General features: G+C 58.8%; 16 protein-coding genes and 1 pseudogene. 13 read left to right on the forward strand and 4 right to left on the reverse strand.

Going from position 1 to position 14,835, the window contains the following annotated elements:
• The first annotated feature begins 1,310 nt into the window (after window positions 1-1,310).
• The 4 genes from FHX09_RS28850 to FHX09_RS28865 all read left to right on the forward strand — a co-directional run bounded on the left by FHX09_RS28850 (window position 1,311) and on the right by FHX09_RS28865 (window position 4,230).
• Entirely contained in the window at window positions 1,311-2,408 is a 1,098-nt protein-coding gene (locus tag FHX09_RS28850; protein WP_184451065.1) for a hypothetical protein, read from the forward strand.
• 38 nt (window positions 2,409-2,446) lie between these two features.
• A complete protein-coding gene (locus FHX09_RS28855) occupies window positions 2,447-2,947 on the forward strand; it encodes a hypothetical protein (RefSeq protein WP_184451067.1) in 501 nt (166 codons plus the stop codon).
• 72 nt (window positions 2,948-3,019) lie between these two features.
• Complete coding sequence (locus FHX09_RS28860) at window positions 3,020-3,466, forward strand: hypothetical protein (protein ID WP_184451069.1); 447 nt, start codon at window positions 3,020-3,022, stop codon at window positions 3,464-3,466.
• The gene (locus FHX09_RS28865; protein ID WP_184451071.1) at window positions 3,463-4,230 is read left to right on the forward strand and encodes a DUF1828 domain-containing protein; all 768 of its coding nucleotides are present in this window, start codon (window positions 3,463-3,465) and stop codon (window positions 4,228-4,230) included. Before FHX09_RS28860 ends, FHX09_RS28865 begins: the two co-directional genes overlap by 4 nt.
• Window positions 4,231-4,456: 226 nt before the next feature.
• Here FHX09_RS28865 and FHX09_RS28870 read toward each other — a convergent pair whose 3' ends face one another.
• The gene (locus tag FHX09_RS28870) at window positions 4,457-5,587 is read right to left on the reverse strand and encodes a glycosyltransferase family 39 protein (RefSeq protein ID WP_245505560.1); all 1,131 of its coding nucleotides are present in this window, start codon (window positions 5,585-5,587) and stop codon (window positions 4,457-4,459) included.
• A gap of 273 nt (window positions 5,588-5,860) precedes the next feature.
• On the opposite strand from FHX09_RS28870, the gene FHX09_RS28875 reads away from it, so the two are divergent.
• From FHX09_RS28875 to FHX09_RS28885, 3 genes are all read left to right on the forward strand, one after another.
• Window positions 5,861-7,612 (forward strand): cation:proton antiporter, encoded by a 1,752-nt coding sequence (locus FHX09_RS28875; protein ID WP_007790714.1) that lies wholly within the window; start codon window positions 5,861-5,863, stop codon window positions 7,610-7,612.
• A gap of 121 nt (window positions 7,613-7,733) precedes the next feature.
• Window positions 7,734-8,330: a YqaA family protein gene (locus FHX09_RS28880; RefSeq protein ID WP_132594014.1), complete on the forward strand. Its 597-nt coding sequence runs from the start codon at window positions 7,734-7,736 to the stop codon at window positions 8,328-8,330.
• 22 nt (window positions 8,331-8,352) lie between these two features.
• Window positions 8,353-8,865 (forward strand): disulfide bond formation protein B, encoded by a 513-nt coding sequence (locus tag FHX09_RS28885; RefSeq protein ID WP_132594012.1) that lies wholly within the window; start codon window positions 8,353-8,355, stop codon window positions 8,863-8,865.
• A gap of 21 nt (window positions 8,866-8,886) precedes the next feature.
• On the opposite strand, the gene FHX09_RS28890 is transcribed toward FHX09_RS28885, so the two are convergent.
• Both FHX09_RS28890 and FHX09_RS28895 read right to left on the reverse strand, forming a co-directional pair.
• The gene (locus tag FHX09_RS28890; RefSeq protein ID WP_007790722.1) at window positions 8,887-9,444 is read right to left on the reverse strand and encodes an HNH endonuclease; all 558 of its coding nucleotides are present in this window, start codon (window positions 9,442-9,444) and stop codon (window positions 8,887-8,889) included.
• A gap of 111 nt (window positions 9,445-9,555) precedes the next feature.
• Window positions 9,556-10,242, reverse strand: a complete 687-nt coding sequence (locus FHX09_RS28895; RefSeq protein ID WP_132594010.1) for a DNA-3-methyladenine glycosylase — start codon at window positions 10,240-10,242, stop codon at window positions 9,556-9,558.
• Here FHX09_RS28895 and gluQRS point away from each other — a divergent pair.
• Window positions 10,241-11,122 carry a tRNA glutamyl-Q(34) synthetase GluQRS gene (gluQRS, locus tag FHX09_RS28900; protein ID WP_165933190.1) on the forward strand — a complete coding sequence of 294 codons (882 nt, stop codon included), beginning with the start codon at window positions 10,241-10,243 and terminating at the stop codon, window positions 11,120-11,122. The two genes, FHX09_RS28895 and gluQRS, sit on opposite strands and share 2 nt — an antisense overlap.
• Here the strand turns inward: gluQRS and FHX09_RS28905 are convergent.
• The gene (locus tag FHX09_RS28905) at window positions 11,087-12,001 is read right to left on the reverse strand and encodes a YihY/virulence factor BrkB family protein (RefSeq protein WP_007790729.1); all 915 of its coding nucleotides are present in this window, start codon (window positions 11,999-12,001) and stop codon (window positions 11,087-11,089) included. The genes gluQRS and FHX09_RS28905 overlap by 36 nt on opposite strands.
• Window positions 12,002-12,078: 77 nt before the next feature.
• On the opposite strand from FHX09_RS28905, the gene FHX09_RS28910 reads away from it, so the two are divergent.
• The 5 genes and pseudogenes from FHX09_RS28910 to FHX09_RS28930 form a co-directional block, all read left to right on the forward strand.
• Window positions 12,079-12,912: an SDR family oxidoreductase gene (locus FHX09_RS28910; protein ID WP_132594006.1), complete on the forward strand. Its 834-nt coding sequence runs from the start codon at window positions 12,079-12,081 to the stop codon at window positions 12,910-12,912.
• Window positions 12,913-12,932: 20 nt separating this feature from the next.
• Complete coding sequence (locus FHX09_RS28915; protein ID WP_184451073.1) at window positions 12,933-13,136, forward strand: twin transmembrane helix small protein; 204 nt, start codon at window positions 12,933-12,935, stop codon at window positions 13,134-13,136.
• A gap of 22 nt (window positions 13,137-13,158) precedes the next feature.
• Complete coding sequence (locus FHX09_RS28920; RefSeq protein WP_184451075.1) at window positions 13,159-13,737, forward strand: cob(I)yrinic acid a,c-diamide adenosyltransferase; 579 nt, start codon at window positions 13,159-13,161, stop codon at window positions 13,735-13,737.
• Window positions 13,738-13,780: 43 nt separating this feature from the next.
• The gene (locus tag FHX09_RS28925) at window positions 13,781-14,569 is read left to right on the forward strand and encodes a rhomboid family intramembrane serine protease (RefSeq protein WP_007790739.1); all 789 of its coding nucleotides are present in this window, start codon (window positions 13,781-13,783) and stop codon (window positions 14,567-14,569) included.
• 171 nt (window positions 14,570-14,740) lie between these two features.
• A pseudogene (locus FHX09_RS28930) lies at window positions 14,741-14,835 on the forward strand (electron transfer flavoprotein subunit beta/FixA family protein); the annotation flags it as partial.

The following is a 14,835-nucleotide window of genomic DNA, read 5'->3' on the forward strand; positions in this document are numbered from 1 at the left end:
ATCTTCATCCATGATTTGGTGTCCACCTATTTTGGTGGACACTTCATGCCTCAGAGCGCTGCGCCTCAAAAGGCGCACCGAAATTCGCGCTTACGTGTTTCATACTCAGTCATGAGGTGCCGAAGGCTGGTCTGCATGACAATACCGACAGCATTACCGAGCGTAGCCCCCTTCCACTCACGGCCCTCTATCACCTTGGCGATGTAGTCCACCGCGAAGTCAGGGCAGCCGGGGTGCTTCTTACGAATGTGCTGGCAGACGATTTCATAGGGGTAGCGTGAAACACGCTCTCTACGTGGGGTGCGAGCCATGCTCTACCCTCAGTCGCAGACTGTCGGATTGCTGCGTCCGTCCCAATCAACGTAGCAGTCCGAGTTGCCGATGGCCTCCATCCTCCACCCAATACCCGGGAGTCTTTGGAAGGTGCCCCAGACCATTGTGAAAGCGACGAATATGAGAAGACCGGTCACCCACCCCAGCCAGTTTCGTTCTGATCGCTCAGCAACCTTAGCGCCTCCCCAGATCGCGCAAACGAACCCACCTATCACGATGCCATAGTGGAACGTTAGAGCGAGGAAGTTTTCAACGAAGGCCAGTGCATCGCGCTCTCGAATGGCTGGTCCAATCGACGAGAAAGCGAATAATGCCGCCACTGCCGTAAGCCACCGGCCCCACACAGGTAGCCGCAACCATGCCGATACAACGCTGTCTATCATTTCAAGCCCCTCAACCCGAAGACGCATTGATAGAGCGAGGTTACAATCAACGCAACGGGTCACTTAATTTGGCTGTGGTGCGTATTGTAGCGACAACAAACAAGGTGAGACGAAGCGTCGATCAAGATGAGACTCGACGGCCAGCCTTGGTTCGTCGTCGCTGATGTCCGTGCCATCCTCGGCATCCATCAAGGCGGAACCAACCTGCTACACCTCAATGAGGACGAGAAGCAGGTAATTCGTAAGAGTAGTTCGACCACTTTCAAAGGTCACGGCCTCGCAGTCATCTCCGAGAGCGGTCTCTACGAGCTGATCATGCGCTCCGACAAACCGGAAGCCGTAAGCTTTAAGACTGGGTCCCCCATGAAGTTCTCCCAGCTATTCGTAAGGACGATGACTGAATCACCATGTTCCCCCTGCCGTGGGCCGCAGCGCGGGATAGAATTGTCTCGCATCTGGTCCAGCTCGGAGAAGAAGACGAGTAATCATCCCCGCAATTCGCCAGCCTTTGTTCACAAATGTTCTCGCGCCTGATGTAGATTGGTTGAATCTCTGCTATTGTCTTACAACTCAACCGAGTCGCAAGGGCGGTGAATGTCGAAGACTAAGGCAGTCTATTCAGGCAAGCTCATTGTACGTCAGTACTCCGACGAGCAGCTACGAAGCATTACCCTCACAACAGATGACCCTCTGAGCATTGGTCAGGTGGTCCACAATCCCCCGCCACAGGATCAAGACATGGAGTTCGTGGCGCAGTACCGCTCCGCAGAGCCTGTGATCTGCGCCTTTGGTCACCACCACCAACGCGGCTTCCTACTGAAAGATGGGGTGGGGGATCACTACCTAATAGGCAAGGATTGCGCCGCTGACCACTACGGCCTGAACTGGGAGGCCTTTGCCAAGGACGTTTCGAGGAGCGTTGAGCGGCAGTCAAATCTCCAGTGGCTGGATGCCCTGTCTACGCGGGTGCTGGAAGCCATGCCAAAGATAGAAGCGATCATTGCCTCACCGGCTGTCGCCGCGTTCGATGAACTGCGCCGCCATGTGCAGGGGCTTCCTACCCCGGTTCTCGATGCATTTCGCGATGCCTCGGGGCTGAGCCACCACATATGGATGAGCGCAACGTTCAGGGAGAGAGATTTCGCTGCAGAGGAACGCGTTCGAGACAAGGCCTATGCGGACTATGAAAAGGCCCAGAAGGAACGCGCCCCATCATCTGAAAAGACCCGCCTGAAGCTGCTGATGATGGAGGCAAATAGACGCGAGATTTGGAAGACCACCAAGAGGCAGATATTGAAGTGCCCTGCGCCAGCGGTCTTCCGATCCATGCACAAGATGAAACCGCGACTTGAGGAACTCGCCAAGGGTCTTCAGTCCCAGGCAACCAACCTTTTAGGGACGCTGCGTGTTAGTCAGCCCAGTCTTGCTGCCCGCACGCTCTCAGAAGCAGCACGAAGGTTTGATTCGATCCTACGTGAGATCGACGATGCTGCCGCAATGTTCTCGCCAAGCACGCTTGACGCACTGATGTCGCTGTTCAATGGCCACGAGTTCAGGGAAGTCAGGGCCACGAGATTGTCGTACGGCATTAAGTTCGTTCTGAGTGACGACGAGTACTTCGTCCTCCGCCTTCCAGCACGACTGCAGCCGATGGATTTCAGTTTGCACGACCTCCTTCATCCCCAAGGATAGCTTGAAAGCGGGTTACTTACGGATAGTGCGGGGATGTCATGGACTTTCTATCGATCATTATGACTGCAATTGGCTGGGGGAAGGACCGGGCGAGCAAGATCAGTGATCGCAGGATTGAGGCGTATCGTCTGAACGCTGAGGTGGCCAGTGAAGCAGTGGGCGTGATCAACACATTGAACCTCGCCACACCTAATATTCTGCGACGGGTTCAAGCGCTCTGCCCCGACCAGCCCGAGGTGCATAAGGCCTGCGCTGATACTCTGCTCACCATGAGAACGCAGGCCGAGCAACTTCGCGCCATGGCTGAAGGCTACAAGGCCAAGATCGAAGGGGCCGGTGGCGATACCGACTGGGAGCGGTTGTTGAGGCAGCTCCATGAATGGAGGGCCACGGTAGCCAAGGCTCAGCCAGAGGCCGAGGCAATCATCAACCGGTATCACGACATACTGGCAGCAAGGGAAGCGGAAGGTAATCCTTCGGCCTCTCGGCCCTTAGGGTTTCGAGAGCGCGACCGTGGTTGGAATGCTCCTCCGCTCTAAACGGTTGACTTTAAGTTCATACATTGCGGATACAACCAGCAGTGGGGAAGCGTATGACCATAGGTTAAGGGCATGGCTGAATATTTATCTCAGTCCGAAGCAGACGCACTGTTGGAGATGGAGAAGTACGCGGAGGCCGGTGCTGCATATCGCTTCCCCGCAAAAGGCGAGCGGTTGTCGATACCGCTTCTCAGCGCAGATGAAAAAGAAAACTTCCACGTTGACGTCAATCGCAGAAGCGTCGCGCTCTACAAGTGCACTTTCAATGGACGCACCCGAGGGAATGTAATCCTTGCGCGCCTCGATTTGAACGGCTCACCTCATCGAAATCCCGACGGCGAGGAAATCGATTGTCCTCACCTCCATCTCTACCGAGAGGGATACGGCGACAAATGGGCCTATTCGTTGCCCGATGGAGTTTTTTCCGACCTCGCTAACCTAAAGGCTGTTTGTCAAGATTTCTTGACTTATTTTAAGGTCGTATCGCAACCTCAGATCACATCAGATTTGCTCACATGACCAAGTCCATACCGGAATTAGTCACAAGCTACCGCAACTGGCTCTCTGATAAGACCCAGGTTCGTGAACTCACCCAAGGATGGCACGAAATCACCACGCCCTTCGTTGACCACCACAACGATATGATCCAGCTCTATGCGCGCCGAAAGGGCGATCAGATCGTACTGACCGATGACGGCTACACAATCAACGATCTCGCAGATTCCGGCTGTGACATCGATAGTAGCCCGAAACGTAAGGCCCTTCTTTCCACCACATTGAACGGCTTTGGTGTTCATCGCGCCGGCCGCTCCTTGGAAGTGACAACGACCGAGGCCGATTTCGCCTTCAAGAAACACTCGCTTTTGCAGGCAGTCTTGGCTGTCAGCGATATGTTTATGCTGGCTCAGTCGCAGGTCCACAATCTCTTTGTCGAAGACGTTTACGGGTGGTTGGATCAGAATGACATTCGCTACACCCCGAGAGCTAAGTTCTCCGGCCAAACAGGCTTTGACCATGTCTTTGAAGCCGTAATTCCGAAGTCGAGAAGCGCGCCAGAGAGACTGCTGAAAACTATTGCAAACCCAACCCGCGAAAGAGTCGAGGCCGCAATATTTGCATGGTCTGATACTCGGAAGGCACGGCCCGAAGGCGCAAAACTGTATACGTTCGTGAATGATCAGCGACCACTCTCAAGCGGCACTCTCGATGCCTTGGGAGCCTACGATATTGCGTCCGTTCGCTGGTCCGAGCGCGACAGCTTCCGAGAGGCCTTGGCCGCCTGATTCAATTCCAACTTTGGACTTCGGCCTATACGATCGACTGAATATCCCAGTGTTGAAACTGCTACAGTAAACTGCTACAGCAACCACCACAGGAGAAGCTCTAAGCAGTTGAAACTGCAGGGATTGGAACGGTGCCTTGACCCCGGCATGGGGCACCACCGACAATCCACGAAAGTGTCATCGTGCGATCCGCTCCCGTGCTTTTCGGCCGCAGGCGTGGCAGGCTTCAGTGGAAACTCTCAGCGAAAACGACGCCGAGGGAGATAAAAATCACAGCCCCCACAAGCGCCACAAGCTTCCGGGTTGCACCAGGAACCTGAATGCCTGCCGCATCGACCTTAAATGCCAGATAGAGCGGGAAAGCCACGAAGAAGATTGTGATCCACTTCGGACGCATCATCGTCGCGTCGACGGCAAGCATGATCACGAAGACCAGAAACATGCAGATGAGAAGCATACGGCCGATCACCCGCGTCCATTCGCTGCTCGCGGTTAAGATCGTGCGGATATGACCACGATAGACGACGGCAAGGATAGCCAGCGTCAACGCAGAGCATTTGACGATCGATGCCAGCAGCTGCCACGCGGCCACCAGTTGGACGGGAGCCTCGTGGGTTGCTACTCCCCGCATCTTCGTCAGCGTGTCGCCGGTTGCCGTATCGAGATGGGTCATAACCCAGTAGACATGCGGCCCGGCGACGGCGAGACCAATCGCGATGGTCACCGCCAGGCGCCAGTTGAGGACCAATCGCCGCATACCGGGTTCAAGTAGGAGCGCGACGACGGTCGCGACGGGGATGATCGCAAAGTTGTACTTCGCAAGCAATCCAACACCGGCAGCCGCGCCGAGAAGCGCATAGTTGCCGGTTGACGGCCGTTCCGCCATTAGCGCCAGCACGTACAGGAAGAATGCAACGGCAGCGAAGGCGCCAACGCTATGAGTCAAATCCCGCTGCGAGAGCAGAAAGATCGCGGGCAGGCTGAGCAGGCCGAGGACGGAGATCCAAGCAGTGTCGCGCGCCCCCACCACTTTGCGGGCCGCCAAGCCGAGAAAGATGCAGCTCACCAGCAGCGTGGCATTTTTCAAGAAGGCGAGTGTGTCGACCGACACGCCGAAGACCTTGCCAAAACAGTAAAACAGCCAGTTGTAGAGCGGCGGCTGATCGCCGTATCCCAGTTGCAAGGCATGCGCGAGCCTGATCTGTTCTGCCTCGTCGGACCCGAGATCGCCACCGCGAAGGAGCCTAAGGGCAAAGCTTGCCGTGAAGTACGTCGCCAATAGTAGGACAGGCAAAAGCGCGTCCAGCCGCGCAGCGCGTGGCGCGGAAACGTATGAACCATCAGCAGTATCAGTCAATTCGGCCCCACGATCGGCTTGATCGGATCTTCACTGACAGGAACATGCAATTCTTCTGATGCACTGTATAGCGGTTCACCCGCCATTTAAGGCACTTGCCAGCGCCGTTCCGACAAAGTGTGTTGCCTCACTGCAACGCCTGCGCCACCAGCGCTCGCAGCATTGCTGCCTCAATTGCGCTCTACCCAGCAATTGGTCGGACGTGGCAAATCAACTGTTTAATTTCTCGGGCGTTTCGGCCAAACTGCGCCCGCCAAGAGGGAAAGTGCACGCGTGCATCAGGAAGTATCGCTTATTGCCACAGTTGCTGTGAGTTTCGTCTGTGCGGCGATACTCGGCTATATCGCCGATCGAGTGCGTCTGCCGCCGCTTGTCGGATACTTGTTGGCCGGTATCGCCATGGGGCCGATGACGCCCGGCTTCGTCGCCGACGCCGGGCTTGCCAGTCAATTGGCAGAAATGGGCGTCATCCTGCTGATGTTCGGCGTTGGCCTACATTTTTCCACCGCCGATCTCCTCGCGGTACGCGGCATCGCCGTGCCGGGCGCAATCGCGCGCATCGTTATCGTTACGCTGCTCGGTGTCGCCCTCGTCAAATGGTGGGGTTGGGGCCTGGGCGCGGGGATCGTCTTCGGCCTCAGCCTGTCGGTAGCAAGCACGGTTGTGCTGCTGAAGGCCTTGGAGGAGCGCAATCTGCTCAATTCGGCCAGCGGCCGCGTTGCCGTTGGTTGGCTGATCGTCGAAGACCTTGCCACGGTTCTGGCATTGGTGCTTCTGCCCGCCGTCGCCGAATTGCTCGGTGGCCATGCCGACAGCGGCAGCCTTGCACAAAGTGCGGGGTTGCCTCTTCCGCTGACGATTGCGCTGACACTGTTGAAAGTCGGCGCTTTTGCGGTCATGGCGATCTTTCTCGGCCCGAAGATCGTCCCTTGGCTCCTGACGCTCGTCGCCAGAACCGGTTCACGCGAACTCTTCACGCTGACGGTCCTCGCCATAGCGCTGGGCATCGCATTCGGCTCCGCGCAAATCTTCGGCGTCTCATTCGCGCTCGGTGCTTTTTTCGCCGGCGTGGTCATGAGCGAATCCAACCTCAGCCATCGCGCCGCTGCCGATTCGCTGCCGCTTCAGAACGCCTTCTCGGTGCTGTTCTTCGTATCGGTCGGCATGCTGTTTGATCCTTCGATCCTGGTGCGCCAGCCGATGGCCGTAATCAGCGCCCTGGCGCTGATCATCATCGGCAAGACCGTCATCTCCTTCCTCATCGTGGTCATGCTTCGCTATCCGATCGGAATGGCGTTGACCGTATCAGGCGGACTGGCGCAGATCGGTGAATTCTCGTTTATTCTTGCTAGCCTCGGCGTTTCTCTCGGATTGCTGCCGAATGACGGGCAGGACATCATCCTCGCGTCCGCCATCATTTCGATCACGCTCAATCCGCTCGTATGCGTGGGCGCCGAAGCGCTGCACACCCAAATCCACGCCAGATGGCCGGCGCTCAGCAATCACTTCGGCCGCCGTCGGCATGAGGCACTCGGCCGCGAACTTGAAAAGATCCGAGCGATCAACGAAGCCCGCGAGCACAAGCATCAGCTCGAGATGCAGGAGCTTATCGAAACCTTTCCACTCTTTGCCAAAGTAGACGAGGATTCGCAGGAGGAATTACTGCTCCTCTTTCGGCCGAAATCGGCCTTGCCAGGCGAGCGCGTGATGCGCAAGGGCGACCGAGGCGATGGTATGTACTTCCTGTCGTCGGGCGCGGTGGAAGTTCAACTGCCGGGTGAGCCGATCCGACTGGACCCTGGCGCGTTCTTTGGCGAGATGGCGCTGCTCAGCGGCGGTCGCCGCACCGCAGACGTCGTCGCCGTGGATTTCTGCCAGTTCTTTGTGCTGGAAAGGCGCGATTTCAACATGTTCACGGCAAAGCATCCCGTTTTGCGCCAGGCCGTCAGCGAAATGGCCCGCGAACGAACGGAAATGAACGTCATGCGGCAGAAGCACGATCAGCCCTCCCGCGTCGACTCGTGAGCTCCGTGCTCAGTGCGATCACGAAGATTTTTTGGCACGTCACCCTACGAACGACACAGCAAGCATTTACAGCCGCACCGACGCCCCATAAAGCTCATGCGCTCGAAGCGAAAGGATTGGAATGCTCCGCAGACTCTACGACTGGACCATGTCTCTCGCAGCTCGGAAATCGGCCGAAGTCTGGCTCGCCGTTATCGCCTTCGTCGAAAGCTCTGTCTTCCTGGTTCCTGCCGACGTTCTTTACCTGCCGATGGCGCTCGCTAAGCCGGAGCGCGCCTATCGCTACGCGCTGGTCGCGACCGCCGCCTCCGTCCTCGGCGGCATCGCCGGCTGGATGCTCGGCTACTACGCCTATGACGCGATCGCCCGCCCGGTTCTAGAATTTTACGGAAAGCTCGACGCCTTCGAGCAGCTGCGACTCTATATCCACGACGAGTGGGAAATCCTGCTGCTGCTGCTCGTGACCTCAGGCTTGGCCCATCTGCCGCCGATCAAAGTCGTGACGATCCTCGCCGGCGTCATTCACATGAATCTCGGCTTCTTTATCATCTCGGCGATCGTCGCACGCGGCGCGCGCTTCTTCTTCCTCGCGTGGCTGCTGCGCCGCTACGGCGAGCCGATCCGCCACTTCATCGAAAAGCGCCTCGGGCAGGTTGCGGGCGTTGCTGCCGCCGTCGCCATTGCCCTCGGGATCGCCTATAAATTACTTGCCCACTGAGCCATTTGCGCGGAGTCCGTTCATGCCTGCCTCGTATTCCCTTGCTCGCCCGGTCGTCGGCTACTCGATGGTGCTCGCACTCGGCATGGCGGTGGTTGTCGGCACCGCGCTCGGCTTTCAGTATCTTGGCGGCTACATTCCCTGTGCCCTTTGCCTGCTGCAGCGGCAGCCCTATTACTACGGCATTCCGATCGCGATCCTTGGCGCGATTGCTTCCGCAGTCGGTCTTCCCAGCTGGATCGGCCGCGCATTTCTGCTCGCCGCCGGCATCCTGATGATCGTCGGCGCCGGCATGGGCGTCTATCACGCCGGTGTCGAGTGGCAGTTCTGGCAAGGGCCGGCAACCTGCTCCACGACGGCGGGCAGCATGACACAGAACGCCGGCGACCTGTTGGGTGAATTGAACAGCATCAAGGGTCCGTCGTGCACCGACGCCGCGCTACGCGTCCTTGGCCTGTCCTTCGCAGGCTGGAACGTGATTGCGAGCCTCATCCTGGCGGCCTTCGCCTTTATTGGCGTCCGAAAGACGGCCTGAGCCTGACGGATGGGAGACTGATCAGGGCTGCAGTTCGCTGTCCCAGTAGAGATAGTCGAGCCAGCTGTCATGCAGGTAGTTTGGCGGGAAGAGCCGGCCGTTGTTGTGCAGATCCTGTACCGTCGGCTGGTAAGGCTTCTGATTCGGGAACATGCCAGCCTGTTTCGGCAGCTTGCTGCCTTTTCTGAGATTGCAGGGGGAGCAGGCCGCAACGACATTTTGCCACGTCGTCTCCCCGCCATGGGCACGCGGGATGACATGGTCGAAGGTCAGGTCGTCATGCTCGCCGCAATACTGGCATTCGAACTTGTCGCGCAGGAACACGTTGAAGCGGGTAAAGGCCGGATTGCGGGAAGGCTGGACATAGGTCTTGAGGCAGACGACGCTTGGAAGCCGCATCGAAAAGCTCGGCGACGATACCGAATGTTCGTATTCTGCAATGATATTCACACGGTCGAGAAATACCGCCTTGATCGCGTCCTGCCAGGACCAAAGCGACAAGGGGTAATAACTCAGGGGCCTGTAGTCAGCGTTCAGGACGAGCGCCGGCAGGGCCTGTGGGGAAACTGCAATCGTCAAGGGACTCTCCTGATCGATTCGGCATCTGCCCTCTTATATTAGGCCGGTTGTGACGGCATTGTGAAGTCTAATAAATTCAAGCATCAATGCCGCGATGCAAAGCGCTGTCGCTCAGTCGATCGGCAACATGCCACGGCCGAGCTTGATGGCATAATAGGCCCAGAAAAGCCTTGCTGCGACCGACCGCCATGGCGACCACGCACGGGCCAACGACGCCAGCTCGCGGGCAGGCGGGCGAGCGCCGAGACCGAATGCCGCAGCCACCGCGTTCTGCAGGGCGACGTCGCCGGAGGGAAAGACGTCCGCGTGGCCGCCGCAGAACATCAAGTAAACCTCGGCGGTCCAGGGACCGATTCCCCTGAGAGCCGTAAGCTCAGCCAGCGCTTCGTCAGGAGGCAAGGCGGAGAGCGCGAGGAGATCGAGGCGCCCGGAGGCGACCGCGTCGGCAACGCTCGATAGCGTTTCCGCCTTGGCGCGCGAGAGGCCGAACTCGCGCCACGCGTCGGGATGGAGAAGCACGTAGTTGTCCGCCGTCAGCACGCCTTCGACCGGTCGCATCCGTCTCCAGATCGCTTCGGCGCTGGCTCGCGACACCATTTGCGAGACGATGACGTGCGCGAGACCCTCGAAACCCGGTTCGCGCAACCGCAAAGGGAGGGGCCCGGCCTCGGCCGCAACGGCTGCAAGCCGCGGATCAAGACGAAGCAGGTTCTCCAGCCCCTCCCTCACATCATCATCGCTGCGAATGATCAACACGCTTCCTCGCGATCCTATCGAATCCATGGCAGAAGAAAGCATGACCGCGAATCCTCGTCAAAAGCCTGTTTTTCGTTTTGCGCCGAGCCCAAATGGCCCGCTTCATCTTGGTCACGCACTCTCTGCCTTTCTGAACCGAGACATGGCGATATCGGCCGGAGGACGCTTCCTGTTACGCATAGAAGACATCGATCTGACGCGCTGTACACCCGAATTGGAGGCGGGCATCTATGCCGACCTCGAATGGCTCGGCATAGACTGGGAACGACCGGTGCGGCGGCAGTCGGAGCATTTCGCAGAATATCAATCAGCCCTTGAACGGTTGATCGACCTCGGCCTCGCCTACCCCGCATTCATGACCCGGGGCGAGACCAGGACGTTGGTCGCAGCCGCCGAAGCAGATGGTAAGCTCTGGCCGCGAGACCCAGACGGCTCGCCGCTCTATCCGCCTGACGATCGCGAGCGGTCCGATGTCGACCGGCGGCAACTGCTCGCATCGGGCCTCAAGCACGCCTGGCGGCTCGACATGGGCAAGACTTTGGAGGCATTGGGCGAGGCCCTTTCCTGGGAGGAAACCGGAGACGCCGACCGTGGCCTGATCGCCGCAAATCCCGGCGCCTGGGGAGATGTCATCCTGTCGCGGTCGGATGCGCCGTCGAGCTATCATCTCTCGGTCGTCCTTGACGACGCCCTGCAGGACGTTACCCATGTGGTTCGCGGGCTCGATCTCTTTCATTCGACTTCGGTGCATCGACTGCTGCAGACCCTGCTCGGCTTGCCGGCGCCGGTCTATCACCACCATCGCCTGATCACCGATGAGGGCGGCCGCAAGCTTTCCAAGAGCGAAAGCGACACAGGGCTCGCCGAACTCCGCGGGCGCGGTCTTTCACCGACCGACATCCGCCGCCTTGTGGGGCTTTGACGTCTTATTCTGCCTCCCGCCGAGGAAGTTGTTCTTGAAGATCGCACGCACGCGAAACTTCAGGAGGGCGGCATTGAGCTCGGCGCCGATAATGAAGATGACACCGACCATATAAAGAAAGATCAGAACGATCATCACCGATGCCAGACCCGCATAGGTCGCGGTGTAGTTGGCGAACGTCGCCAGGTAATAGGCGAAAATCAGGGCTCCCGCCAACCAAAGCAACAGCGTCACCAGCACGCCCGGCACGACATCGAACACACGGCGTCGCCCGGCCGGCAGCCACAGGTGAACGACGAAGAGGCCGACGGTCAGCATGAACAGCGTTCCGTAGACGCGCCAGCTGAAGACGACTTCGAGCGTATCGGCAAAGAGAGGGAACCACTGGCGCGCATAATCGAGGGCAAGCGGCACGGCCACAAGCAGGATGCTGACAGCCGCAAAGATGATTACGGCGATGATGACATAGCCAAGACTTGCAAGGCGGGTGATGTACCATGGCCGCGTTTCCTGAACACGGTAGGCGCGGTTGAGCGATATCCGCAGCGCCTCGACCCCGTTCGAGGCGAAGTAAGCCGCCGCCAAGACGGACACAGTCAGCAGGCCGCCGCGCGGCACGGTTAGGACCTGGATTACCTGGTCGACCAACGGCTTGGCGATCGCCTCCGGCCAGGTATCGAAGATCAGATGTATCGCCCGGTCTGAGAATTGGTCAGCGCCCAGAAAGGTCGCGAGCGTCGTGCCGAAAATGAGAAACGGAAAGACAGCCAGAAGCGTAGACAATGCGACATGGCTCGCCATCGCGAAGCCGTCGTCTTCAATAAGGTGGCAGATAGCATCGTAGACCACATCATAGAAGATGCGCATTATCTTCGGCATTCGGTGTCCCGGCTTTGGTCGTTGTGTCGCCCGTTCGAATATGGGAAACCACTCCCATTTTGTACAGGAATCATTCCATGTCGGACCAGCGCACCATCATCGTGACCGGATGCTCTTCCGGGATCGGCGCATACTGCGCCCGGGCGCTGAAGGCCGATGGCTGGCGGGTCTTTGCCACGGTGCGCAAATGCGATGATCTGGCGCCGCTGGAAGCCCACGGCATCGAGGCCTTCCGCATGGACTATACGCGCATCGACACGATTTCGGATTTCGTGCGCGATGTGACGGCGCTGACCGGCGGACGCATCGACGCGCTGTTCAACAACGGTGCCTACGGACAGCCCGGCGCCGTCGAGGACCTTCCGACGGACGCCCTGCGCGCTCAATTCGAAACGAACGTCTTCGGCTGGCATGAGTTGACGCGTCAGATCGTGCCGCTGATGCGCAAGCGCGGCCAGGGCCGGATCGTTCAGTGCTCGTCGATCCTCGGCGTCGTGCCGTATCGTTTCCGCGGCGCCTATACCGCCTCCAAATTCGCTCTCGAAGGTCTGAGCATCAGCCTTCGCATGGAGTTGCAAGGCAGTGGCATTCACGTAAGCCTGATCGAGCCGGGCCCGATCGCCTCCCGTTTCACGGCAAACGCGCTCGCAAAGATCAATGAGCACATCGACGTGAAAAACTCGGTGCATGCGGCAGATTACCGCCGTCAGCTTGCACGGCTTGACGGATCGGGCCCTCCCAATCGACATAAGCTCGGTCCGGACGCAGTCTATGCCGTGCTGAAGCACGCATTGAACTCGAACAATCCGAAACCACATTACCCCGTAACCACGCCGGCCAAGCAGGGTATGGTGCTGAAGAGGCTGCTGCCTGCAGACCTGTTCTACCGCCTGATGCGCTGGGTGGACTAATCAGGAAAGCCAAAGCCAGCATGTCCACGGTCTCCTACATTCTCGCGATCATCGTCATGGGCATCGTCGCCCTGGTGCTGATTCGCGGCCTTTTCAACATGATGAAGGGCGGCAATCCGAACCTCTCCAACAAGCTGATGCAGTTGCGCGTGCTACTGCAGGCGATCGCCGTGCTCCTGATCATGCTGACGCTCTGGCTGACCGGTGGCGGCCGCCCTAGCTAAGTCAGGAAAGGGAGGGGTAGGCATGGTCAGACTCAACAAGATCTACACGAAGACCGGCGACGACGGCACCACCGCACTCGTTTCCGGGCCGCGCCGTCTGAAATACGATCTGCGCATCGAGGCCTACGGCACCATCGACGAGGCCAACTCCGCCATCGGCGTGGCGCGGCTCCACATGCAGGGCATGCCCGTCCTGGAGAGGATGCTGACGCTGATCCAGAACGACCTCTTCGACCTTGGCGCCGACCTTGCGACGCCAGATGATGGCAAGCCGCCCGCACACGAGCCGCTGCGCATTGTCGATAGCCAGGTCGCGCGCATCGAGAGCGACATCGACGAATTGAACGCCGACCTGCAGCCCTTGAAATCCTTCGTGTTGCCGGGCGGGCACTCGGCTGCCGCTCATCTTCATCTCGCCCGCACGATCGCACGTCGCGCTGAGCGGCTGATGGTCGAACTTGCCCGCACGGATGGCGAGGTCGTCAGCGACGCCGCATTGAAATATGTCAATCGGGTTTCGGACTTCCTCTTCGTCGCCGCCCGTCACGCCAATGACCGTGGCAATGCGGATGTGCTTTGGGTTCCGGGAAAAAACAGGTAACCTCGCCCTCGACCACATGACGCGAACGCCGGGGGCAGGCTTCATGTTCATACCGTTGCACGATGCCAATACGCTGAAGCATATCAAGGTCCAATGGGTCACCATGGGGCTGATTGCGGTGGACCTCGTGGTTTGGCTATTCACTGGGGTTGTCGCCAGCCAATCCGTGTCGCAGGCGACGATTGTGGGCCTGGGTTACATTCCCGCGGTTGCCTTTCACCACGCAAGGTTGGAGCCGGCGCTGGCCTTCATCCCGGAACCGCTGACCTACATCACCTACTCCTTCGTGCATTCGGGTTTCTGGCACCTGGCTCCCAACATGCTCTTCCTTTGGGTCTTCGGCGACAATGTCGAAGACGCGATGGGTCACCTACGCTTTCTTGTCTTCTATCTGCTCTGCGCGGCGGCCGGCGCTCTCGTTCATGGCCTCGTGGGGACGACATCGGAAGCACCGCTTGTGGGCGCCTCCGGTGCGATCTCGGGCGTAGTTACGGCCTACGTCGTCTTGCATCCTCGCGTAAAGGTCTGGGTACTCGTGCTGATGCGCGTGCCATTGCCGTTGCCCGCCTTCGTCCCGCTCCTTCTCTGGATCGGCCAGCAATTCGTGATGCTGGTCTTGGAACCCGATGGCAGCATCTCCTGGGGTGCCCATGTGGGCGGCATCCTCGCCGGCGGCCTGTTGGTCCTTCTCATGCGCCGCCGCGGCGTCCCTCTGTTCGATCGGGAAGTCGTTACACCGCGGGCCGTCAGAGACCGGCGAACAGCTAACCCGGCAATGGCCGTGGCGCCCGGCCAGCAGTTACGCCCGCGCCTTCCCTGGAACAGGGAATAACCGCAATATTGACGTGAACGTAAACGTCATATATTGACGAGCTCAATTTGCCTGTCTGCGTCGTGGAAGCGTTGTGTTTGGAGGAAAAACGCGTATCCATGTCGCCATTCGACAATCGGAGCAGCGCCGAAACGCGCATTTTCTTGGCGAAAGAGTTGAAGGAAGGACCCCATGAAAATTCTCGTCCCCGTAAAGCGGGTGGTTGATTACAACGTGAAGATCCGCGTGAAGGGCGATGGCACAGGCGTCGAGCTTGCGAATGTGAA

Origin of the sequence: Rhizobium sp. BK538 (genome assembly GCF_014197575.1) — a bacterium.
Taxonomy (GTDB): Bacteria; Pseudomonadota; Alphaproteobacteria; order Rhizobiales; family Rhizobiaceae; genus Rhizobium.